This window comes from Nostoc sp. FACHB-892 (genome assembly GCF_014698795.1).
Taxonomy (GTDB): Bacteria; Cyanobacteriota; Cyanobacteriia; order Cyanobacteriales; family Nostocaceae; genus Nostoc.
Window position 1 is genome coordinate 104,612 of record NZ_JACJTR010000013.1, and the last position, 22,740, is coordinate 127,351.

Genomic DNA, 22,740 nt, shown 5'->3' on the forward strand with positions numbered 1-22,740 from the left:
CGATTGATTATTTTTTTACTGAAGCTAAGTACAGCTTTGCGTAAAATCGTAGCGTTTTTAATGCAAGGGGATACATTGGCATTGTCAGTCGATACATTGGCATTGTTAGTCGATACATTGGCATTGTTAGTCGATGCATTAGCATTGTTAGTCGATACATTAGCATTGTTAGTCGATACATTGGCATTGTCAGTCGATGCATTGGCATTGTCAGTCGATGCATTGGCATTGTTAGTCGATGCATTGGCATTGCAGGGTATTGAAAAAGTTAATTCCCTATGAATTAATGAAATGCTGTAATAAGTGGCCTGTGCCCCCTTGCAATCTTAATAATAAGTCTTTAGGCGTTGCATAAATGCGGGATGAATTGGTGGGTGAAACTATTGGTAATTCGTTCTAAATTGGACGAAATCATCCCATGATTCAGCAACGCCAGTCTTTAACACCAAAGAATTCTGGACGTAAAAAATCCACCAAGTCTGAGGCAATTCCCAGTGAGTTGGGAAGCTTACACTGACTGCAAACCTCAGTGTAGGTAGTTCACAACAATCCCCGATAACGAATAAAAACCAAAATCACCGCCCACGACCCTAACGCGACTTTGACTGCAACTAGAATATTCAGCAAGGGGACAATTCCCCCACTCAAAAGTGCGCCCATTTCCCCGTGCGGTAACTCCACTCCAGTCAGAGTTATAGCCGCCAGTACAATGAAAACAAGAACCGAAACCTTCTCCCATGTAGCGGCGTGGTAACGCTGGTAAATCCCTTGCATCCACTCCGGTGATGAGGTAATGGCAATCAACCCGATCGCAGTTCCGCCTGCGACTCCGGCGGCAAAACCACCGCCAGGGCTGAGATGCCCCCTAATAGCTAGTTCAATACTTACCAACGCGGCAATAGTTGCTCCCAGACGCGCCAGCACAATGGATGGTTGATCCGTAAAACGATAGATCGCGCAGGACGGCTTTTCATTCGCTAGCAGAAAGTATGCACCCATAATTGCGATCGTAAATACCACCACCTCGAAGATCGTGTCATACAACCGATTTCTGAGAATGATCACTGTTACCGCATTGGGCATACCACCATCTTTAACAATCGATTCAACGATCGAGAAATCCGGTACAACTGGCGCTGAATTCGGCAAGACGAGCATTTTTACAAACAGCGCTATCCCTGCTGCAATGTAAATCCATTTCATTTATGCTTCTCCCCTTCAGATGCTGTATTTACATAACTCAGGATTGTCGCTGGTGATGCAAGTTCGGTTTGCATAATTTCATAGATGCGTTTCACCCTAATGGCGGTGTGATAAAACTGTTTTTCGTCCTCACCTGTTACGTGGTTTGGATCAGTGTATTCTCGTCTGACACAGGTCGCATGGACTTCTTTATCCATCAGCGCCCGTTCCAAAGCTTGGGTATTTGGGTAGGGAACCAGTTCTAGACGCATCTGGCGTTTACGAAAAATTGTGCGTAAGTCATCCATTAGTTGCCCAAAATGGTGTTCGTCATCTGCCTCACCTTTCAGCAACCCAAGACGCATCACCAGGGATGAACGCACTGCTACCGCGTAAAGCGTAATTGCCAGCATAGTACCCACCAATGCTTCGGTTAAAGCAACATCTGGCGCTCCTAAAACCGCATATACCAGTGCCGACACCGCTCCTAATATGCCGCGAATTACCAGCGCATGGTATGGATTGACCTGAAATACCACCATACACCCAGCCAACGGCAACAGGGCGATGATGATATAGAGATAGCTATCATTCATAGTTTCCCTCGCTACTAGAACAGTAAGCCAATACATATCCCAGCACTGTATTCCAGATGGCCAAGGAGATGAGAGCGAGAATGAGCAGCGGCCATTCGCTAGGTATCTTTAAGAGCAGCCCGATGATGATACTCATCGAGCCAAGGGTGTCTGCAACCGAAAGACTATGGAGTTTGAATAATAGCGATCGCTTGCCCAACAAAGGAAAGGTTCCCCAAAACCAGAAGAAAAGTCCTAAACCTATGCATATATTACTGAAAAAGTCAATCATACTTCATTCATTCGTTTGATTACATGAGCCAGCAACATTAAGCCAGCATTTCCTACACTTAGGATGATCACCCCGACAACACCAATCATCCAATCATCACGGAAGACGGATACCACCAGGATCATGATTGAACTTTTGGTGGCAAAACTGGCAAATGCGAGCATTTTTTGCCAAATATCATCATCTTGCCATGCCTCATACATGGGGATGAGCATTGCTAGAATCATTGCAATCAATACCAGATTCAGGATCATACTTTTCTCCTCCGTCGCACCCAATGTACTTCGTACCAGCCTGCTTCGTGGTATTTCAAAACAATAGTCTTTGGTGTAAAGGTAATTAGGAAGATATCTAGAAATACAAGCCCTGGTGTACGTCCTGGTTTGGCTCGTTCCATCGTTATCTCTTCGTATTTATGCGGGCGGAGGATGATTTGAAATGCCTCCATATACGCCTGCGGAATCGCCACTATAATTTCACCCAGTACACGCAGCCAATCTTTTAATGATTCCCTTGCTGTGCGACCACCCGGCAATAGAAGTGCGATGCTGATGCCTATGATGATATTCGCCACACTGAAATCGGCAGTGAGCAAAAACCAGATAGTCAGCCGCAATATTAGATTTAAATACCCAACCATGCAAATCCCTTCCAGAACAATAGGATTAAAATCAGACTCATGACACCGATCAAATGGTCAAATTGTTCAAGGACACGCGGCAGCTTGAGTACTGAATGTTTAAAAATTAGTAAATACGCCAACCATCCAATGCCGATGGTTGCGAGGGGTTTAATGATATTCGCAACGGTGTACGCCTCGTAATACGCAATGTTAGCTAGGAACAGCCCACCGACTAACAGAATTATGGCTGCCCAGAAACCAGGCTTTACCTCTGCTTTTCCCCCACGCGGCAGAAATATGAATTTGGCAAAGGATATTGCTGTTCCCAGGGCGGCAATATTCATAGCGATCACTTGCCAAGGCAGCAAATTCTTTGTCGTCAACACTTTCGCGCCAAAGCCAGACAACAAGGGAAAACCAGAGATCGAGAAGCTGGCTATAACTAAGGCAATCCAGATTGGGGTAGCGATCGCTTGATGTTGTAGTTCCTTGAAATTGCGACTCGGTAAAGCTCCGGCAATTAGAAAAAGCGCCGATTTTACCAATCCGTGTGTCAGCGCATAAAAACCACCCACGGACGGCGCAGCGAGGATAAAGCCCAACTGTGAAACCGTGTGAAATGCCAGCATCCGCTTGGTATCTTTTTCAAAGACTGCATAAAACACTCCCAGAAGCGCCGTCCCAACTCCAAAGGTTCTTACTATCGGATCAACCTCTGCTACCATCAGCGCACACCGCACTAATGGATAGACACCAGCTTTTACCACAACTCCCGACAGCATCGCCGACACTGGCGTTTCCGATTCGGAGTGAGTCAACGGCAACCATAATCCTGATACAAAAATTCCTCCTTTTGTCAAGAGTCCCAAAAAAATCAGGGCAAGGGCTTCTGGAGGTGCTACGCGCAAACCTGCAAAACTAAAGGAATGATGCGCCTGATATACCAACACCGCGCCAACCAGATAAAAAAGCATTCCCACGTTGCTGATAAACAGGTAACGTAAGCCAACCCAAATCGAGCGGTCAGTCCGGGGATAGGCAATCAACAGAAACGCAGCAATACCACTCACCTCTAACGCCACGTATAAACTGATCAAATCCGCACAAGCAAACGCGGCATTGATACTGCCATGCAAAATGATCAGTTGTGCGTAAAAAAAAGCTGTTTTATCGCTGTGCCAACAGTAGAGAATGACTGCTGCCGTCACCAGCGCATTAGTTAAGATAAAGTAGCCGCTTAATTGATCGACTGTTAAAATAACGCCAAAATTATCTAGTAACTGTAGTGTCAGTGGCGATTGAGTGACAAATAGCTGCAAGGCATATCCTGCAGAAGCCAAAGCTACAAACAGTGCGAGGTATTTGTCAAGTTTGGGGAGTAGATAAATGACGAACCCCAAAAACAACGGTAGTGCAATCCATGCGATGGTAATGCTATTCATGGCGTGTTATTCTTCTCAATTTCGTTGCTTTCCAAAGTCGGATTATCTCGTGCCAACTTCATAACGCCGACCAGCATTAACGCCTGAATCGAAAATCCGATCACAATCGCTGTCAATATAACCGCCTGGGGAACCGGATCGGCGTATCTGATATTTTTGACGTTGGAAATAATTGGTGTGAATAAGCCATTTCGTGATGCAATCAGCACGTAATAGGCGATAACCCCGGTACTCATGACATCCATAGAGATGATCTTCATAACGAGGTTCTTTTTCAGGATGATGCCGAAAAATCCGCAAAATATTGTTGCGAATACGCAAGCTTCTAACACGGGAATTGCCTGTTGGATAAGGATTGAAAAAGAGGAAAAGGGGCAGGGAGCAGGTAGCAGGGGGGATAGAACAGAATTAGGATTTGAAATTTCGGCTACGCTCAGTAACCACTTCACCTGTAGCTTGCTTCCCCGCAGGGGTACGAGAACCATTAGTAGAGAAGGAGTTATTTCCCCCTGCTCCCTGCTCCCTGCCTCTTCATTTGCGGCACTAGCCGATTAAATTAGCTTCCTTTAAAGCTTCTTTTTCTTCTGGTGATTGTTTGAATGCAAACCGCAATAAAGGCGGTGCTAAGAAGGTTGTCAGAATCACCATAATAACGATCGCAGCTTGCAATGGTTTATCAAGGGTACCACTAGCTGCACCAATGGCGGCAAACACTAACCCAACTTCGCCACGGGGAATCATCCCCACACCAACCGCTAACCGATTAATTCCAGGTTGACCAAAAACCGACCAGCCTGTGACAACTTTACCGATAATTGCGATCGCAATTAAGAAGGTAGCAATAATTAATCCTTCTCGATTTCCTGGAACTAAAGGATTAAGAACGCTTAAATCAACTTTCGCGCCAACTGTCACAAAGAAAACTGGTACTAGGATATCAGCAATCGGTTTAACTTGCTCATCTAGCTCTTTGCGTTTATCGGTTTCATCCAAAACTAAGCCAGCCGCAAATGCGCCTAAGATAGCTTCTAAATGGATGGCACTACCCAGAAAAGCCATGAAGAAGGCAAAAATAAATGCTGGGATAATTAAGTTGCCTCGCGTTTGCAATTTATTAGCAATGGCAACAAAACTCTGATTGAAATATTTACCGAGGAGAATTGAGCCTATGAGAAAAACTGTAGCGCTGACAATCAAATAAATGACGTTGAAAATATCAACCTCACCAGTTTTGGCAAGACTCGCAACTACTGCCAATACAATGATGCCTAAAATGTCATCAATTACAGCTGCACCGACAATAATTTGACCTTCACGAGATTTTAACTGCCCAATTTCTGACAAAACTTTTGAGGTAATCCCAATACTCGTAGCAGTGAGCGCTGCACCTGCAAAAATCGCTGGAATTACTGGCGCATGAAACAATAATATTAATCCTGCCGTACCAGCTGCAAAAGGAACAGCTACCCCAACACAAGCAACAATTGTTGCTTGATAACCAACTTTCTGTAATTCTTTTAAGTCTGATTCTAGACCAATTTCAAATAACAGAATTATCACACCTAGTTCGGCAAGCACAGAAACAACTTCGCTCTGGCTTTGAAAGATTGATGTGACTGCATCAGGACTGAGGTTGTTAATGAATTGCAGGATAGTCATGATAATGGAGTCGCTACCAGCTGCTCCACTGTCAGGAAACACTACCAAATGGAGAGCAGAAGCACCCACAAGCACCCCACCAACTAATTCTCCTAATACAGGGGGCAAGTCCATCATTCTAAATAATTCGCCACCAATTTTACTAGCCAGATAAATTACTACTAAACTTAGCAATACTCCAGTCAGCACAATAGGAGCATATTCTGCCTCGTTAGTTGTTGCTAGTAAAGGAGACTGTAAACCTGCGGTGAGGAAATTTAACCCGGTAAATGAATTAACTATTGGTTCTGAAAAAATCATGTTTTTGCTTGTGTTTCTGATTCATTTTGGAGCCAATTAAAAAATGTAATTCGTAATTCATAATACAATTACGAATTACAAATTACGAATAGGTGTCAGTGTAGTTACTAACGCCAGAAGTATTAGCAGAACTTGCATAAGGATTAACTAAAGCAACGGCTTGTTTAAGTGCATCTACACGATCTACAAACATATAATGCTCTGGTACAAACCTGGAAATGCCAAACTTGTCTAAACGCTTTTTGACTTTGCTAGTTGCACCAACAACTAACACATGACGACCTTGTTCACTAGCATCTTTGATAGCGTTTTCAATTGCCAAAGAAGCAGTCACACCCAACATTGGTACATCGGTCAAATCCATAATCAACACATCAGAGTCTGCCATTGCTGAATGTTCACGAGCGATCGCTTTGGAAACTCCAAAAATCATTGGCCCACTCAGGTAAAATAGCAGGATACGTCCATTGCCGAGATCAAGCCATTTTTTCTCTTCGTCATTCAAGACAATTGCATCATCAGTATCGCTAATTGTCTTCACTTCCTGAGCTTGTAATTCTGACAGGCGATTGATAGTTAAGATATTAGCAATGAACACTCCCACGCCAACAGCAACAATTAAGTCAACAAATACGGTTAAGAATAATACACCGTACATGATGATTGTGCCTTTCAGGGACACCTTATGAGCGCGTTTTAGGAAGCTCCAGTCAAGAATGTCAATCCCCACTTTCAGAGCAATACCAGCCAATACCGCCATTGGGATAGGTTGAGTGACACGCGCAGCCCACAAAACTACAATTAACAAAATTAACGCGCGAGTTAAACCAGATACAGCTGTACTAGCACCAGTTTGGATATTGACTACTGTTCCCATCGTTGCACCAGCACCAGGTAGCCCACCACACAAACCAGATACTAGATTACCAATACCTTGACCAATCAATTCTTTGTCAGATTTGTGTTCAGTACGAGTCAAACTATCTGCAATTACTGCTGTCAATAAAGTATCAATACAACCCAACATCCCCAACATTGCTCCATCAACAATCATCACTGTGATTTGGGATGCAGTAAAGGTAGGGATTTGTAATGTGGGCAGTCCTATGGGAATTTCACCGATTCGTCTAATATCTACACCGCCGAAGATGGTTAGAGAAACTATAGTTCCGACAATTAAGGCGACGAGTTGCGGGGGAACAATGCGCTTGATTTTGGATGGCATGAAGAAAATAATTGCCAGCGTTAGCAAGCCCAAAGCTGTTTCGGCAGGATTAATCTGAGTTAATAACTGAGGCAGATTTTGCACCATCCCCAGTACGCCACCTTTAGGATTTGGCTGTCCGACAAAAGGAGCAATCTGCAAAATAATCAGGATTACCCCAATCCCAGACATAAAGCCAGAAATCACGCTGTAAGGCATGAGGGTAATGTATTTACCCAACTTAAATATCCCAAAAAAGATTTGAAATATTCCCGCTAGCATGACTACGGTAAATGCCATTGCCAAGCCGTTTTCGGGGTTAGCTGCGGTCATAGAACCGACAATCGCAGTCATGACTACGGTCATTGGCCCAGTTGGCTCAGAAATGAGGGTTGGTGTCCCACCAAATAAGGCCGCGAAAAAGCCGACACAAACTGCACCATAAAGGCCAGCTACAGGCCCAGCACCGGAAGCAACACCGAATGCCAACGCTAGAGGTAACGAAACGATCGCAGCAGTTACACCACCGAATATATCCCCTCGTAAGTTTCTAAAATGGATCGTATTAGTTAATGACATACTGGGGTTTTGGTTACAAAAACAGCAAAATAAATTTTGAGTTGTAAAAATCGCCAGCTACTTTGAGTAAGTTTCATGTTTTATTGCCATGAAAATTAGGCAAAGAAAAGTTTAATGCTTTGCAAAGCAGCAGGCTATAGTACCCTTCTACCTGGTCAGTCGCTGAATACGAATTTCCACTAGAAAAGGCTTAGGCCAAAGATGGTTCAAAAATTGGACTGAAAAAACTTACAGAAATTGCAAGTTTTATTGATTGCCAAATTTAATCGGATGAAGAATAGTTTACAGCTGTATATGTCAATGTTGTTGATTCACAACCCTCAATATTAAATAAATATTAAATTACTTTCATAGATAAAAGGCTATGCTTGTTGACTAATCTTTAATTGCACTAATTAATACAATATGTAAAGTTTATATTAATTATTATTGCAAAAGTTTTTTGACTAAAAAATCAAACATAGAGCAAATGACTTCAGGTATGGGGATACGTTGATTTGCACTTTTAAGGGAACTCCAAAAAATAAATTATCCAATTTTTGGACTTCACTACGACTTTCCCTCCCCCTGCCCCTGCCTCTATAGCGATGGTATATTTTTTATTTGGAAGTCCCTAAGCACTCTCAATATAGCGATTCTCAATTGCGTGAAATACAGACCTAACCACCAACCTTTTAAGAGCGAGCGTTGGGGAGTAAGGCTCAAAGAATAGTTGAATAGTTGGTTTGAATGTGTAGAGTGTTTTTGCCAGAACCGTTTATTGAAAGTTCATTCGTCGACTTCTTGAGAATCATTAGCATAACGGTATAAAGAGTATCAAAACTGGTGCAAATATCGCAGTTTTGATAGACCCTATTAAAACCCTTAAAATAATTTCCCTGTGGATCAGCTTTGTAGAGACGTTGCATTACAACATCTCTACACAGTAGTAAGTTCCGCCAATAACCTTAACTAAGCGGTAAGGAACAAGAGTTTCTGAGAGTTCTTGCCTAAATCATGGCAAAGTTTAAGGAAATTTAGCGTGATTTCATTCAACCAGTGTTGTGGACACTCCCTCACTTGCTGGAGGTATACCGGGTAACTCAAGACAATATCCAGCACCATATACTGTCTTAATATAGCGGGGATGGCGAGGATCTGGTTCTAGCTTGGTTCTCAAGTGGCGAATATGCACTCGAATGGTTTCAATGTCGTCATCAGGATCGTAGCCCCAAACTTCTCTGAGGATTTCGCTAGGAGAAACTGTTTGACCGTGGCGTTGTAATAAGCAGTGAAGTAACTCAAATTCTAAGTGAGTCAATTTCACCGTCTCATTGAACCATATTGCCTCAAATCTTTCGGGAACGAGGGTGAGTGAGCCATAGTTAAGAATTTCACTATGCTTTGCTGCTTGGGGAATGCGGTCAGTACGTCGCAAAAGTGCCCGCACCCGTGCCAGCAGTTCTTCAACTTCAAAAGGTTTGGTGAGGTAGTCATCTGCGCCAGCATTGAAGCCTTCCACCTTGTCCTGAGTTTGGCTCAAAGCCGTCAACATTAACACAGGAATCTCAGAGGTGCGCTCGTCGCGGCGCAGGCGTTGGCAAACGGTAAACCCATCTACTCTAGGCAACATTAAATCGAGCATGATCAAGTCTGGTTGAAGCTGGAGGGCCAGCGCTTGACCTTTGATGCCGTCTTCAGCCTGACTAACATCGTAGCCAGCCATTTCTAAGTTGACGGCAACTAGTTCTGAAATCGCTGGGTCATCGTCTATGACAAGAATCCTCGGCATTCTTAAAAATTATTACTACTTATTAAGGATAAATAACAACCTTTGATAGATACAAAGATTTTTGAATCAATGATGAAAAAGGTTTTAAATCTTACATAAATATTAAGATTAAATGACTGTGAAATCAAGACTCAACTACACGAAATCTTATAGTCTATGATGTGTTATACTCCCCCCTACAATCCGTCTTGGTTTTTACAAAACGGTGTGATCATGACTGTATACACCGCTTTGTGGGGAAAACGTTACTGGGAAAGTACTACTTTATTACCAGAACCGTCTTATCACGAAAAAATCTTCATTGGTGGCCAAGGTGTGCCAATATTTGGCTTGGTTGCCATCCCGGAAAATGCTCACAGCACGATTATCGGCACTTATGGCATTACTGGAGAGTTAGAGACGGAATGGTTTTTGAGGGTGCTAGGACGTAAAGCCTACGCTCAAGGATATGCTGTGGTGTTATTTGATTGGCGGGCCCACGGCAAAACGGCCGAATTGTCGCCGACTCTAACTTCTGATGGTTTGTATGAGGGGGAAGATTTTGTTCGCATCGCCGCCGCAGCTAAGGCAATGGGATGTCCCGGTAAATTTTGGTTTACAGGGTATTCTTTAGGAGGACAATTGGCGCTATGGGCGGTGAAGGTGGCTGGTGAGGTGATTGGGGAGTATGAAGATTTAGGACTAGAAAATAGCGATATTGGCGGTGGTATGGTGATTTGTCCTAGTTTGGATTCGGAGCGATCGCTATCTTATCTAGTTACAAAACCCTTCGGCAGATATTTGGAAGCGGGGATTGCCCAGAATTTAAAAAAACTGGCATGGCGAATTCATGATGCTCATCCGGGAAGTATTGACCCAGCAGCGATTGAACGGGCGAACAGTATTTGGGGTTTTGATAATGAACTGGTGATTAATCGGCTGGGTTTTCCTTCTGTGGAAGCATATTACCAAGCGAGTAGTGCTTTACAAATATTGCCGCAAATCTCAAAACCGACTTTGATTTTGTATGCTGCTGATGACCCACTTTTTGACCCAGCTATCATACCGGAATTAGAAGAAGCCTGCGATCGCAATTCCGCAATAGATTTATTACTCACTCAGTACGGCGGTCATGTTGGCTATTTGAGCAGTAAAAACTGCCAACGCCAAGTACAAGATTCTGATCCTTGGTGGGCATGGAATCGGGTTTTACAATGGTTGGAGGAAAAGCGAATAGGGTAGTAGGCGAAACAATATTCAAGTTGCGAAAATACTCGACGGATGCAGTCGTATTGTTTGGAAGCCTAAAAAAGTCAACAGATTAGCTTGTTTTCACTACTTGTCTAAATAAAATATTGCAATACAGAGGATGGCATTGCCTGAGAAATTACCACAATATTATTGGTAAACCAGCAATAACAGAAGCAACACCTGTCCAGAGAGTAAAGCGTTCAACATCTACTTCATCTAAAGCAACGCTCATTTCCTTAATTGCTAATAGCAGCGCTGTCAGTAGCAGCACAAAGAAGGCAAGGTACTCCAAATTAATAATCATTCATTACTCACTATGTTTTGCAAAAAAGTAGTTCTAATAGATTTTTAACAAGCTTTGGCAAGATTTTTTTGTTTCAGATTTAACAATTTGTCAGAAAAATTAGTTCCCACTGAAGAGATATCTACTTCAGATAGCCAAATCATTGTTTCATAACCAAACCGACCCATTTCTGGCTCTGGCCCCATAGGCATCTCTACCAAATATTCCCAGCTACCTGACTCAAATCAGCAGTTTTTGATGATGCCTTCTCCACCCATAAAACTTACTATCTGACCTTTACAAAGCTTAGGTACTGGTAAAACACTTGCAGACATTCCTCGTAATTCCTTGGGTAAAACTGTATAGCTAATGTTGTAGCCAAAATAAAATTTCCTCTTGTCTACCAAAGGTTTTAATATATTCTCTTTCACAGGATGTAAACTTAAGTTAATAATCGTACATCTAAAGTAATAATAATGGCACGTATATGTGTATATATAGATTAATAAATAAACATATGAGCTAGGGAAAGCAATCACAGTTGCTTGTAGTTATGTTTACAGCCCGGCTTAACATTTAACAACTCTTCTGGCAGATTCATATTACGAAAAACAGGCGCAGCTACTTTGCTAGGTAATTAAGTTAATATTTGAAATGCCATCCGTCAAATTAGAAAGCATTGCCCTAATTTGATGTAATTCTTCTGCTTATTCAATAAAGGGAGTTATTGTAAAGTTTACAAAATCTTCTTTGTTGTTCAAAGCTGTGACCTCGCGTTGGTCTGGCGCATAGTATAGTAACACTAAACCGTCAAACCATATCCACCCATAATAATTGTCGTAATTAAACAAACTAGTAGAGTAAAACTCCCTTGACTTTTTGACTCAATGACCGCTTCTAATGATATTTGGCTACCTGCACCAAAAGATTTAACTTTGCTACCGGATGAGATTCATGTCTGGCGCATAGACCTTGACCAACCAGAACCACAACTGCAAAATTTAGCAGCAGCTCTTTCCAGTGATGAAATGGCTCGTGCTGAACGGTTCTATTTTCAGGAACATCGGCAGCGTTTCATCGCTGGCCGCGGTATTCTCCGAACTATATTAGGCCGCTATTTGGATATCCAGCCCTTACAAGTGCAGTTTAATTATCAACACCGTGGCAAACCAGTATTAACAGATACATTTGCCGATAGTGGACTAGCGTTTAACTTGTCTCATTCCCAAGGGTTGGGTTTGTGTGCGGTGAATTGTACTAGGGAAATTGGTGTAGACCTAGAATATATTCGCCCAATGTCTGATTTAGAAGCTCTTGCCAAACGGTTCTTTTTACCGAGAGAATATGAAATGTTGCGATCGCTATCTCCCAACCAACAGCAAGAAGTATTTTTCCGTTACTGGACTTGTAAGGAAGCTTATTTAAAAGCAACTGGAGACGGACTAGCTCAGTTAGAGCAAATTGAAGTGTCGCTAACCCCTACAGAACCAGCCAAGTTACAGATAACTGAAGACTGGAGTCTTTTTGAACTAGTACCTGCTAACAATTATGTTGCTGCTGTTGCTGTAGCAAATTGTGGCTGGGATTTGAAGTGCTGGCAGTATTAATCCTAGCCATTAGTCATTAATTAAGTTAATTATTCTTCCCCTGCTTCCCCTGCTTACTTATCTTCCTGCATATTTCTCACAATTCTTGTCACCAGCTTCCTAGGTACAAATCTGACGCTTTTTGCCAATAGTTTATTCATAAAACCAGGAATGACAATGGTTTTGCCCTTCATTAAGCCGTGAAAACCAATTTCGGCTACTGTTTGTGCATCCATCATCCTTTTACCCTTGAGCAACTTAGAGTCAGCCATTCCGGTTCTTTCATGAAAGCCAGATTCTGTTGAACCTGGGCAAAGAACCGTCACAGTGACACCTGTACCTTCTAATTCATTAGCGATCGCTTCTGAAAAAGATAAGATATAAGCTTTAGTAGCAAAATAAACCGCCATCAAAGGCCCTGGTTGAAAAGCAGCAGCCGAGGAAACATTTAATATTTTACCTTCACCTTGCTTTACCATGTGCTTCACAAATAGCTTAGTTAAATGGGTGAGACACACCAAATTTACCTGTAGCATTTCCAATTCAGTAGCTAGGTCTGTTTCGTGAAATAATCCATAGATACCAAATCCAGCATTATTTACTAGCACATCAACATTAATATCGGCGAGTTGCAACTCTGTGAAAATTTCTTCAGGAGATGTTGATATAGATAAATCCTTAACGATAGTTTTGACAAAATTCCCAAATTTTTGTTGGAATTTAGCTGCAATTTCTACTAGCTTTAACCCGTTTCTGTCTACTAAGACCAGATTGTAATCATGAGCAGCAAAAATACACGCTAATTCGTAGCCAATTCCACCAGCTGCCCCAGTAATAAGAGCAGTTTGTTTGCTCTGACCTTGATGTGTTGTGTTCATGTAAGAATATTGGTGAATTCAACTTGATGAAGCTGTATTGCATTTACAGTGGTTCTCGTTCTACAATTAAGTACGCGTAATATCTGAACCGACAAGAAATGTCTTGATTTATTACCCTTTCAAATGCTTGTATGATGTGTTGGATAGATGTAGCAGTCCAAACGTAAATTTAGGACTTATGCATCGAAGTAGTTGGGCATTAGACAAGTTCGGTTATTTCAGACTGCTAGGGCTGGTTTTTGATTAATTACAAAAGCAAGCGGGTAAAATTAAAGTTTTATGCCCGATACTAACCATTCTATACTCGATTGCTTTTGTCAAGAGATGAATACTAAAAATCTACATGATTGAGCATACACCAACAGGGCAATTATATTGCCGCTGTTGGTGTATGAGTTGTTGGCTGGCATCTTAAATATTGGCTGTTCAGTAGTACTGAGTCCTAAAGAACATAAACTAAACAAAATTGTTTTCTAGTGTGTTAGGGCTTCTGTAACGTAGTGAAAATATCCGGAATGCTACGTTACGTTAGTTACGTTACTAATGCTTAAAGATCCTCCTAAATCCCCCTTTTTAAGGGGGATTTTGAGTTTCTTTCTTTTTACCCCCTTTTTAAGGGCTGTTTCATCCCCTAAAGAGCTTTAAAAATCAAGGGTTCTAGCAATTAAAAATTGGTTATCTTGTTACCAATGTGGCGAGAAAATAAACTATTTTACTGATATTTCAGTGATTAAATGTTTATCTCATCGTCACGCTTACTTACGATTTCCTCGCTAACCATCTTGACAAATCTTGTTTGAAATGCAATGAAACAGCCCTATTTTTTAAGGAGGGATCAATAAGTATCTAAAATCACAGCTAAACACTTTTCAGACATCCTATGGTAGCTGTGAATTACTAAGTGAGATTTAAGAAACCACTTTGAATTAAGTAGGCGGTATAAGTCATAAACAATTGAGAATCGATTGGAGGGCAAGCAATAGAACTACCTGCCAATGCATGAAGAGTATCTTGGCAGCTAATATGGGGTCTTCTAGCTTGTAAATACAAATCAGGAATAGTCAGTTGCTCATCAGACCACCGTTCCAGTAAAAATGGTCGCAGAGTGTACAAAGGGTTGTCCGCAGAAGTCACATTATTGATTAACTCAGATTGCCATTTTTCATAAGGAATCATTTCAACTGAATAACCAAAAGAGCGTATCCACTCAACTAATATTTTCAAAGAAACAGGTTGGGGATGTTGTAAATTGAATGCTTTACCTATAGATTCTTTTTGGCGTGATAGATAAACAATGGCTTTACTTACATAGTCCACAGGTGACATATCCAACATATAATCTACATCAGGGAAATATCCCATTTGTAGACAGCCCTTGGTCATCAAGTTGATAAAGTCATGTGTGTTACAAATGCCTGTTTTACTATCACCTGAAATCAGTGGTGGTCTGTGGATAGTTACAGGAAGCCCACGGTCACGAGCAATTTTAACTAACTTTTCAGCTACCCATTTAGTTTGAGAGTAACCAAGATAAATACCCTCCCAATGATTGAATTCATCCTGTTCTTTAACAACCTTGCCAGCATAAGCAGTTGATTCAAAAACAGCAACACTAGAAACGTAATGTACAGGCTTGACTTTAACTTGACAAGCTAATCTCAAAACTTCTTGAGTACCTAAAACATTGGCTGCTTTCAGTGCTGAGTAGGGAAAAACATAATTTAACAAAGCACCACTATGATATATAGTATCAATATTGGTAGCTAAAGTTTGAAACTGTTCAGAGCCAACACCTAACAACGGCAAAGATAAATCGCCGACAATCGGAATAATTCTGGAGTTAAATTCTTCCTGCCAAATTGCATACTGTTCCAGATTCTTTTGGAGTTTGCTTTTGCCTTCTTCGGCATTAGCAGCACGCACTAAACAATAGATATCCGCATTGGTTTCTTGTAGCAATTCCCGGATGAGAAAAGCTCCTAAAAAGCCTGTTCCTCCAGTTAAAAAGATATTCTTGGGTTCACCTACAAGCACATTAGATGCAGCACCGGGATGGATTGTGGGGTCAAGAACAGCCTCAGCTCCTAAATCTAGAATTGAGGGTGCAGCGTTGGCATTAGAGGGTGTTACCTTTGTATCTTGAACTGGTGAACCTTCTTGCACTTCTTCAGCTAAACGCTGTGAAAGAGCTTCAATATTTGGATAATGCCACAGTAGCAATGGAGATGGTTGAAATCCTAGTAACTTCTCTAAGTTACTTACTAAAATCATTGCTTGGGCTGAATCCAAGCCATAGTTTTCTAAATGTTCTTTGACATCTATTTCATCAGTTGCTACTCCTAGCAATTTAGCTAAGTTAGATACCAAAAATATTTGAATATCGTCTGCTGTGAAAGACTGTTTTATAGTCATTTTTAAATCTCCAACAATGATGTAGAACGAACAGGGTGATACTGACTGTAATAATCGGAAGCTTGCAGTCCTTGAATTTTCAAATTTTGGACACGGTACAAAAAGGCTGCACCAGTCATAATTTGATTAGCTACATCAACTACACCACGATTATTTGGTTCAGACAGATAAGAACCACGTACCCAGTCATTGAAACCGCCCATTGCCGGGCCACACCAAATTTGATAATCGACTTCTCTACCTTTTTCCCCAGAACTAGACCAACGAGAAGATAATCCTAAATACCAGCGAAAAATCAACGCCATTTTTAGTTTAGGATTATTAACTGCTTTCCCAAGTTTCTCAGGGTTCTTTTGGGATAAATAAGCCGCAGTTCCTTCCCATACTTCGGCAATAGTTTTGCGAAAAACTTGTTTTTCTAATTTCTCTCTTTCTGCTAAAGGAATCTCTTCAATGGAATCATAAGCGCGGTAGAGTTCAAATAATTTCTGCGCTCGCATGGGGAACATTGTACCCCGTTTGAGAACTTGCAATTTGACTCCCATTTCAAACATATCTGCTGCTGGGGCCATAATCATATCAGCCATTTCAGCTTGGGCTAGTAACTTTTTGGTATGTTCACAAGCCCCAGATTCAACACATGATTGATTAATGGAACCGGTCATTACATAAGCAGCGCCCATCATAAAGGCTGCTAATGCTGATTGTGGTGTCCCAATTCCCCCTGCAACGCCAATTCTAATGGGTGTTTGGTAATGATATTTTGCTTGAATTTCATCCCGTAAGGCAATAATAGAAGGTAACACACAAACTAAGGGACGGTTATCTGTATGACCTCCAGAATCAGCTTCGACGGTAATATCATCAGCCATCGGAACTTTGGCTGCAAGAGTTGCTTGTAACTCAGTAATCAATCCTTGCTCAAGGAGTTCTTTGACTATTCTGGCTGGTGCTGGTTGCAGAAATTTAGTCGCAACTTCTCGGCGAGAAATTTTGGCAATGATTTTATTTTTGATTTCAATTTGATTGGCGCTATTCAATCCCAATCCAGCAACACGGTAATAAACAATGTTGGGCGTCAAGTCGAGAAATGCAGATGCTTCTACTGTTCTCACTTGGTATTTAAGGTATAAATCCACAGCCCGGCGTTCAATCGCAGGTTCATTAGGACTGTGAATTAAATTAAATGCATAAGGCCCTTGAGGTAAAGCTTCTTGAATGCGATTTATGGCTGCTTCCAAACGTTCTGGAGTTAAACCACCTGCACCAAAGGAACTCAAAATTTGCTCTTTTCCGAGTGCAATGACCATTTCTTCAGAAGCAATTCCGCCAGCCATTGCGCCGGTAACGTAGGCATATTTCACTCCATAAGAAGAGAGAAAAGTGGGATCTCCAAATTGTTGAATGCGGATTGGGGCTGCAAATGTTAGCAGTTCTACTTGTGCTGTTGTGCCATTATCACCAGGGGATAAATACCCCTCATTAGTGACACCGATTTTTCCGGCAACTTTCACGATGTAGCAGGGTTTATCTAATACCATCAATTTATCTTTGATGGTTTGTTTCTCGAAAGATACAGTTTCTAAAGAACCTTTCCAAACCTGGTTTTTGTTATAAGACCAGGAAGAGAAATTAAGGCCATTATCGTGTTTACTTAGTACCGTATCTACGGTTGTCACGGCAGTTATCCCTCGGATTACAAGCAATGGATAATAAAGTTGAAGGGTGTAGGCTCTGTTAATGAACCGCAGAGGCGCAGAGGGCACAGAGTAAGAGAGTAATACCAATTCTCTGGGAGATGCACGTAATAATTTTTAAACGAACCGCAAAGTACGCGAAGGGCGCAAAGGAAGAGAAAGTTTAGAGAGAATTGGTATGAGATATTAAGATTCGTCGTTAAGCAAGTTTTGGGCGCAAGCTAGTTGCAATTGAATGATTTCGCTCATTTGCTGACTGTAATCTTGTCTAGCTTGTAAGAAAGCAGTGTGTGCTTTAGTTATCTTTGAATTATTAGCATTGAGCTTTTGATACTGAGTCTTATTTAAATCGAACATGCTGATGATGCTACTAATTTTTCGAGTTATGACAGGTGGCGAAGAAAGAGAAATTGGCTGTCTAATTGCGCTTGACTCAGAAGATTGTAATTGTTCTCTCGTTTCAAAAACGTTATCAATGATATTTTTCAGTTTTACTTCTTCTGGCTGAGGCAAGATGTTAGGGGAATGACTTTCTTGTTGAGTTATGTGGTTGGAAGTGTTAAGAAAATCTGTGATTTCAGATTTTTGGAGATTAGGTATGTTTGGATGCTGTATTTTGAAGCGATCGCTCCTAAGATCCCCAGCAAAATCTTCAACAAGTTTGCGATTTTCATCGCTCAAAATTGTAGCAGCGATCGCTTTCCCACCCAACGTAACTGTTCTCAATGTTACTTTGTTTGAATTAGCACTTTCTTGGGCTTTGTTGTACAACGGTGATAAATCCACCTTCACCTGATGGCTGAGTAGTTTTGCTAATGCTTTGACCATCGAAGCATGGTCATCCATCCCTCTACGATTCAGAGAAACTGTGATATGTTCTTTGCTGCCGAGAATTTTATCAATCCATCGTGAACAAACGCTACCTGCGCCTGCTTCTAGGAATATTTTCACACCATCATCGTAGACACGATTAACTAATTGCGGAAAATCAAGTTCTTGGCACAATCCTTTGGCGATGTTGTGAGCAATAGTATCTCTTTCGAGTGCAACTGGTTGATAATCGGCGGCTGAATAAAACACAATCCCAGGAAGATTTTGTGATGGTAAGCTGTTTACCTTCTTGATTTCCTCGAACTGCGATCGCATCGCCTCACAATGTATCACATGGTCGAAGGGAGCGGGGAAAGCGTTGCAACCTAGCGTTTCAATCACTCGCTTACAGGCTGCATCTTCACCAGCAATTAATACTTCTTCTGGTGTGTTGATTTGAGTTAAGTAGACGCGATTTTCATGTTTCAGGCATTCCCTAACTTGCGATGGAGTAGCCATGAGAACATAGGTATTCCAAAAATTGTTGTTTGGTGAATCTGTTAATCCCCAATATTCACGCACAGCATTTTTCGGCCCAGATAATTTATCGCCAAATAAAGGTGATGAGTTTAAGGTATTACTTCCACCCTCAAAATCACTCCAAACCCCTTGGGCAACCATCATACTAGTTTCACCCAGGCTATACCCAAAAACGCATTGCGGCTTGACTTGAAAATCATCTCGGAAAATTGCCGTCATGTATCTAGCAAAGGCAATTTCACTTTCAAACATTGCCAGTGAATCATCTAACAATTGCTTTTCAAGAGTTTCTAGTTGCCTGGTTGTCAATTTAGGTAAGCTTCTGGGATAAACCAGCTTTTCAACATCGGCAGCCCGGTTGTAGAGATTGTTACTTTTTAAGTCCTCGAAGACTTTAGGAAATAACCGGAAGACGGTACGACCAATGCCGATATAAGAATTGACTGCTGCGGGGTAAACATAAGCAACTGCTCCGGTTTTACCCAATGGTTTCGCTGTGAAATAACTACCTATTGGTGTTTGCCAATCTGTGCCGTTCTCAAAGGCATTATTTACACCTTTACGAGCAGATTCAATTTCTTTGAGTATTTCTTTGGTGTTACGTCCTGCAATTGATAAGACGTATTTTGCATCAGATTGCTGCTCAAAGGTAGCAAATGTTTGGCTGGCGGTAGCTGATAAAGAAGAACTAGCTTCAATGGATTTTTGAAGATGGTTTAGGATATCGGGTATAGTGGAGCGATCGCTAACTGCGATAGGAAACAGATGAAAAGGCATTTGCTGCAAATATCTATTATCACGCTCCTCTTGGCTGGGTTCCTCCGATAAGATTAAATGGGCGTAACTGCCATCTATACCCATGCTATTAATTGCTGCTATTCTGCGTGTGCCGCCTTTATCGACAAACCAAGGTCTTGATTCCATTGCCACATAGAAGGGACTACCTTCCCATACTTGCGGTGTTTTGACACCAGACCATTTTGGTGTGGCGGGAATATACCTGTAATAAAGACAGAGAGCGGTTTTGATTAAGCTAGCAATTCCCGATGCTGTATAGGTGTGACCGATATTAGCTTTGACGCTGCCTAATGCACAATGCAAACCATTGCCCACTTTTGGATAAGCTTGCAGTAAACCTGTGATTTCGGCTTCATCCTCTTGGGGAATGCCACTACCGAAGACTTCCACATAGTTAACTTCTGTGGGTTGAATCTCCGCCATCTCGAAAGCTTGTTTGCAGACATTGCTGATAGCTGAAGCATCAGGTTTTACCAAAGCGTCACTCAAAGTAGAATTACCTTGTGCAAAACTCATGGCATCAATTACTGCATAGATGCGTTCATTGTCTTCTTTAGCAGCTTCGTAGCGCTTGAGGACGACAGCACCAGCGCCTTCGCCAACCGTCCAGCCATTAGCTTGTTGGTCATAACCCAACGTATTGACACCTGTATTAATCGGTGCAAATTGGCTGCGGAATAAGACATTTTCCACACCACCTGCTAAATCTACTGCACCAACAACCACCGCGTCTACTTCTCCGGTAGCGAGTAGCATTTGGGCAACTTCCAACGCCTTGAGGGCAGAATTTTCGCCAGCGCTGACGGTGAATGCAGGGCCGGTAAAATTCCACAAAGCCGAAATCCGACTCGCCATGATGTTGGCAATGTGACTCACATATTCGCCGATTTCTACTGGTTGATGAATACTATCTTTAACAATGGTTTCCAGTTGGGAAAGCTGTTCGGCAGGTAGAGAAATTCCTTGGTTGAGTAAGCCATCCTTAACTTGCCAAGACAAATTCCATCTTTGCTGTAGCTGATGCACAGAGAATTCTGTCTCGGCGGCAACAATTACAGCCACATTGCTACCCTCCTGTAGTTTCGCATCTTTCACGGCGCGATCGCTAACCTTCAGAAGCAACAATTGTTGTGGGTTTAGCTTCTCGATTTCATTTGGTGGGATTTTGCACGATAAAGTATCGATTTCAAAATCCCTGATATATGCCCCTACTGGTGCTTTACCATTTGTTAAACCGTACTCTTTCAGGACACTTTCTTGATTTTCTATACCGTGCCATCTTTGAGGCGGTAGAGAAGTAAAATGCTGTGTTCCATCATAAATGCTGCGTTCAAAAGCATCTAAACCATTGCAATTACCAAAAAAGGCATCCATGCCAACAATGGCGACTTTGGTAGGTGGAACAGGTGGAGTTGATTCAACTGATTCTGCTGTAGTTCCTTGTTCTAAAATCAGATGAGAGTTAGTACCACCGAAACCAAAAGCGCTAATAGCTGCCCGTTTAATTGGTGCGTTATTATTCGGCCATGTCGTAGCTGTTCTAACAATTTTGTCGGCGGAAATTGTACCTTTTTCTGATATTAAAGGTTCAGAAACATTCATGGTTGGTGGAATTACACCATGAGACATACTCAAAATCACTTTAGTCAAGCCAACCATGCCAGCAGCAGTTAGCAAGTGACCAGTATTTGCCTTAGCAGAACCTACTAGAGGTGCAGCTTGATGTTGACCAAAGAATGTTTCTATAGAGTTGAATTCAGTTGTATCTCCTAGTAATGTGCCGGTGGCGTGACACTCTAGATAATCGATGGTTTTTGGGCTAACTTTTGCCTCATTATAGGCTCGTTCAAAAGCTAAGACTTGTCCTTTAGGATTTGGACTGAGTAAGTGTTTACCTTTGCCATCATTTGAGAGTCCATTACCGCAGATAGTAGCGAGAATATTGTCGCCATCTCTAACGGCATCAGAATATCTCTTCAGCATCACCATCCCAACACCATCGGCGGGGATTAGCCCTCTAGAGGATTTATCTAAGGGCCGGCTAATGCCGTTTTCTGCATACCCTTGAACACCGGAAAATAACATCCGCACAAATAGCGAATCTGCACAACTGATGGCTCCAGCTAACATGACATCAGCTTTGTGTGACCATAAGTAATGAGATGCTAATTTAATTGCATAAAATGATGAGGAGCAAGCAGCATCCAGACATAAATTAATCTGGGATAGAGATAAAGCTTGAGCTACGATAGATGCTGGTAAACCAGATATCATCGCATTGTATAAAGATGCTTTAGTTGCGCTTGGGACAGCTAAATCAAAATCTTCATACTGCAAAAGTTCTCTAACAGCAGGATTAATAGCTTGCTGGTAAATTGGAGAGAATAATTGATTAGATAGTTTTGTCGGGAATGACAAATTACCTAAAATTACGCCGCATTTTGCCAGAACATTTTGATTACCCCAATAACCACTTTGTTCAATTGCTTGTTTAGCAGCATACAATGACCATTTGAAGGTGTTATCTAAACCAGCAACAAATTCTAATGGGAGATTGTATTCAGATGGATTAAACTGGAAGTTGCGGATGTATCCGCCTTTGAGAGAATAGGTTTTGTCTGGTGTACCTTTAACTGGATTGTGAAATATTGTCGGATCTACTCCGATTTCTTCGACGGTTGCAGAGGATGTCGAATCTTTTTGATTAACGATGTTTTGCCAGTATTCTTCAGGATTCTTTGCATCGGGGAATAGGCATGATAATGCGATGATGGCTATTTTTTCCACGATTTATATGCTCCGAGTTTGGGTATTTAGCAAGAGATAATTAAAAGGCAGGATTTACGCTGTTCCCCAAACTTTGAACGAGGCAAGTTATAG

The 22,740-nt window shown here is 41.7% G+C and carries 19 protein-coding genes; 3 read left to right on the top strand and 16 right to left on the bottom strand.

The annotated features are described in order from the left end of the window. The first annotated feature begins 60 nt into the window (after window positions 1–60). Window positions 61–282, top strand: a complete 222-nt coding sequence (locus H6G96_RS18620) for a hypothetical protein (RefSeq protein WP_190912825.1) — start codon at window positions 61–63, stop codon at window positions 280–282. A gap of 258 nt (window positions 283–540) precedes the next feature. Here H6G96_RS18620 and H6G96_RS18625 read toward each other — a convergent pair whose 3' ends face one another. The 10 genes from H6G96_RS18625 to H6G96_RS18670 all read right to left on the bottom strand — a co-directional run bounded on the left by H6G96_RS18625 (window position 541) and on the right by H6G96_RS18670 (window position 9,626). Continuing rightward, window positions 541–1,203 (bottom strand): Na(+)/H(+) antiporter subunit B, encoded by a 663-nt coding sequence (locus tag H6G96_RS18625; RefSeq protein ID WP_190912826.1) that lies wholly within the window; start codon window positions 1,201–1,203, stop codon window positions 541–543. Then, complete coding sequence (locus H6G96_RS18630) at window positions 1,200–1,778, bottom strand: DUF4040 domain-containing protein (protein WP_190912827.1); 579 nt, start codon at window positions 1,776–1,778, stop codon at window positions 1,200–1,202. Before H6G96_RS18630 ends, H6G96_RS18625 begins: the two co-directional genes overlap by 4 nt. Beyond that, window positions 1,771–2,049, bottom strand: coding sequence for a monovalent cation/H(+) antiporter subunit G (locus tag H6G96_RS18635; protein WP_190912828.1), 279 nt, complete (start codon window positions 2,047–2,049; stop codon window positions 1,771–1,773). Before H6G96_RS18635 ends, H6G96_RS18630 begins: the two co-directional genes overlap by 8 nt. After that, window positions 2,046–2,303 carry a hypothetical protein gene (locus H6G96_RS18640; RefSeq protein ID WP_141699846.1) on the bottom strand — a complete coding sequence of 86 codons (258 nt, stop codon included), beginning with the start codon at window positions 2,301–2,303 and terminating at the stop codon, window positions 2,046–2,048. Before H6G96_RS18640 ends, H6G96_RS18635 begins: the two co-directional genes overlap by 4 nt. After that, a complete protein-coding gene (locus tag H6G96_RS18645; RefSeq protein ID WP_190912829.1) occupies window positions 2,300–2,689 on the bottom strand; it encodes a Na+/H+ antiporter subunit E in 390 nt (129 codons plus the stop codon). The genes H6G96_RS18640 and H6G96_RS18645 overlap by 4 nt, the downstream gene beginning before the upstream one ends. Then, the gene (locus H6G96_RS18650) at window positions 2,674–4,113 is read right to left on the bottom strand and encodes a cation:proton antiporter (protein ID WP_190912830.1); all 1,440 of its coding nucleotides are present in this window, start codon (window positions 4,111–4,113) and stop codon (window positions 2,674–2,676) included. The genes H6G96_RS18645 and H6G96_RS18650 overlap by 16 nt, the downstream gene beginning before the upstream one ends. Further along, a complete protein-coding gene (locus tag H6G96_RS18655; protein ID WP_190912896.1) occupies window positions 4,110–4,445 on the bottom strand; it encodes a cation:proton antiporter subunit C in 336 nt (111 codons plus the stop codon). Before H6G96_RS18655 ends, H6G96_RS18650 begins: the two co-directional genes overlap by 4 nt. A gap of 211 nt (window positions 4,446–4,656) precedes the next feature. Continuing rightward, window positions 4,657–6,072 (bottom strand): cation:proton antiporter, encoded by a 1,416-nt coding sequence (locus H6G96_RS18660; protein ID WP_190912831.1) that lies wholly within the window; start codon window positions 6,070–6,072, stop codon window positions 4,657–4,659. An 82-nt stretch (window positions 6,073–6,154) separates the two neighbouring features. After that, window positions 6,155–7,855, bottom strand: coding sequence for a SulP family inorganic anion transporter (locus tag H6G96_RS18665; protein ID WP_190912832.1), 1,701 nt, complete (start codon window positions 7,853–7,855; stop codon window positions 6,155–6,157). A 1,027-nt stretch (window positions 7,856–8,882) separates the two neighbouring features. Continuing rightward, a complete protein-coding gene (locus H6G96_RS18670; RefSeq protein ID WP_190912833.1) occupies window positions 8,883–9,626 on the bottom strand; it encodes a response regulator transcription factor in 744 nt (247 codons plus the stop codon). Between the two features lie 156 nt (window positions 9,627–9,782). On the opposite strand from H6G96_RS18670, the gene H6G96_RS18675 reads away from it, so the two are divergent. Continuing rightward, on the top strand, window positions 9,783–10,847 hold the full coding sequence (locus H6G96_RS18675; protein WP_190912834.1) for an alpha/beta fold hydrolase: 1,065 nt from the start codon (window positions 9,783–9,785) through the stop codon (window positions 10,845–10,847). A gap of 145 nt (window positions 10,848–10,992) precedes the next feature. Here H6G96_RS18675 and H6G96_RS18680 read toward each other — a convergent pair whose 3' ends face one another. Together H6G96_RS18680 and H6G96_RS40780 are read right to left on the bottom strand one after the other, a co-directional pair. Next, complete coding sequence (locus H6G96_RS18680; RefSeq protein WP_190912835.1) at window positions 10,993–11,160, bottom strand: hypothetical protein; 168 nt, start codon at window positions 11,158–11,160, stop codon at window positions 10,993–10,995. A gap of 44 nt (window positions 11,161–11,204) precedes the next feature. Next, window positions 11,205–11,345: a hypothetical protein gene (locus tag H6G96_RS40780; protein ID WP_199339606.1), complete on the bottom strand. Its 141-nt coding sequence runs from the start codon at window positions 11,343–11,345 to the stop codon at window positions 11,205–11,207. Between the two features lie 681 nt (window positions 11,346–12,026). Between H6G96_RS40780 and hetI the strand changes: the two genes are divergently transcribed. Next, window positions 12,027–12,746, top strand: coding sequence for a 4'-phosphopantetheinyl transferase HetI (gene hetI, locus H6G96_RS18690; protein WP_190912836.1), 720 nt, complete (start codon window positions 12,027–12,029; stop codon window positions 12,744–12,746). A gap of 53 nt (window positions 12,747–12,799) precedes the next feature. Here hetI and H6G96_RS18695 read toward each other — a convergent pair whose 3' ends face one another. From H6G96_RS18695 to H6G96_RS18710, 4 genes are all read right to left on the bottom strand, one after another. Further along, the gene (locus H6G96_RS18695; RefSeq protein WP_190912837.1) at window positions 12,800–13,603 is read right to left on the bottom strand and encodes an SDR family oxidoreductase; all 804 of its coding nucleotides are present in this window, start codon (window positions 13,601–13,603) and stop codon (window positions 12,800–12,802) included. 897 nt (window positions 13,604–14,500) lie between these two features. After that, a complete protein-coding gene (locus H6G96_RS18700; RefSeq protein WP_190912838.1) occupies window positions 14,501–16,015 on the bottom strand; it encodes a thioester reductase domain-containing protein in 1,515 nt (504 codons plus the stop codon). 2 nt (window positions 16,016–16,017) lie between these two features. Then, window positions 16,018–17,694 (bottom strand): PfaD family polyunsaturated fatty acid/polyketide biosynthesis protein, encoded by a 1,677-nt coding sequence (locus H6G96_RS18705; protein WP_190912839.1) that lies wholly within the window; start codon window positions 17,692–17,694, stop codon window positions 16,018–16,020. 204 nt (window positions 17,695–17,898) lie between these two features. After that, window positions 17,899–22,647: a PfaB family protein gene (locus H6G96_RS18710; protein ID WP_190912840.1), complete on the bottom strand. Its 4,749-nt coding sequence runs from the start codon at window positions 22,645–22,647 to the stop codon at window positions 17,899–17,901. Window positions 22,648–22,740 lie beyond the last annotated feature (93 nt).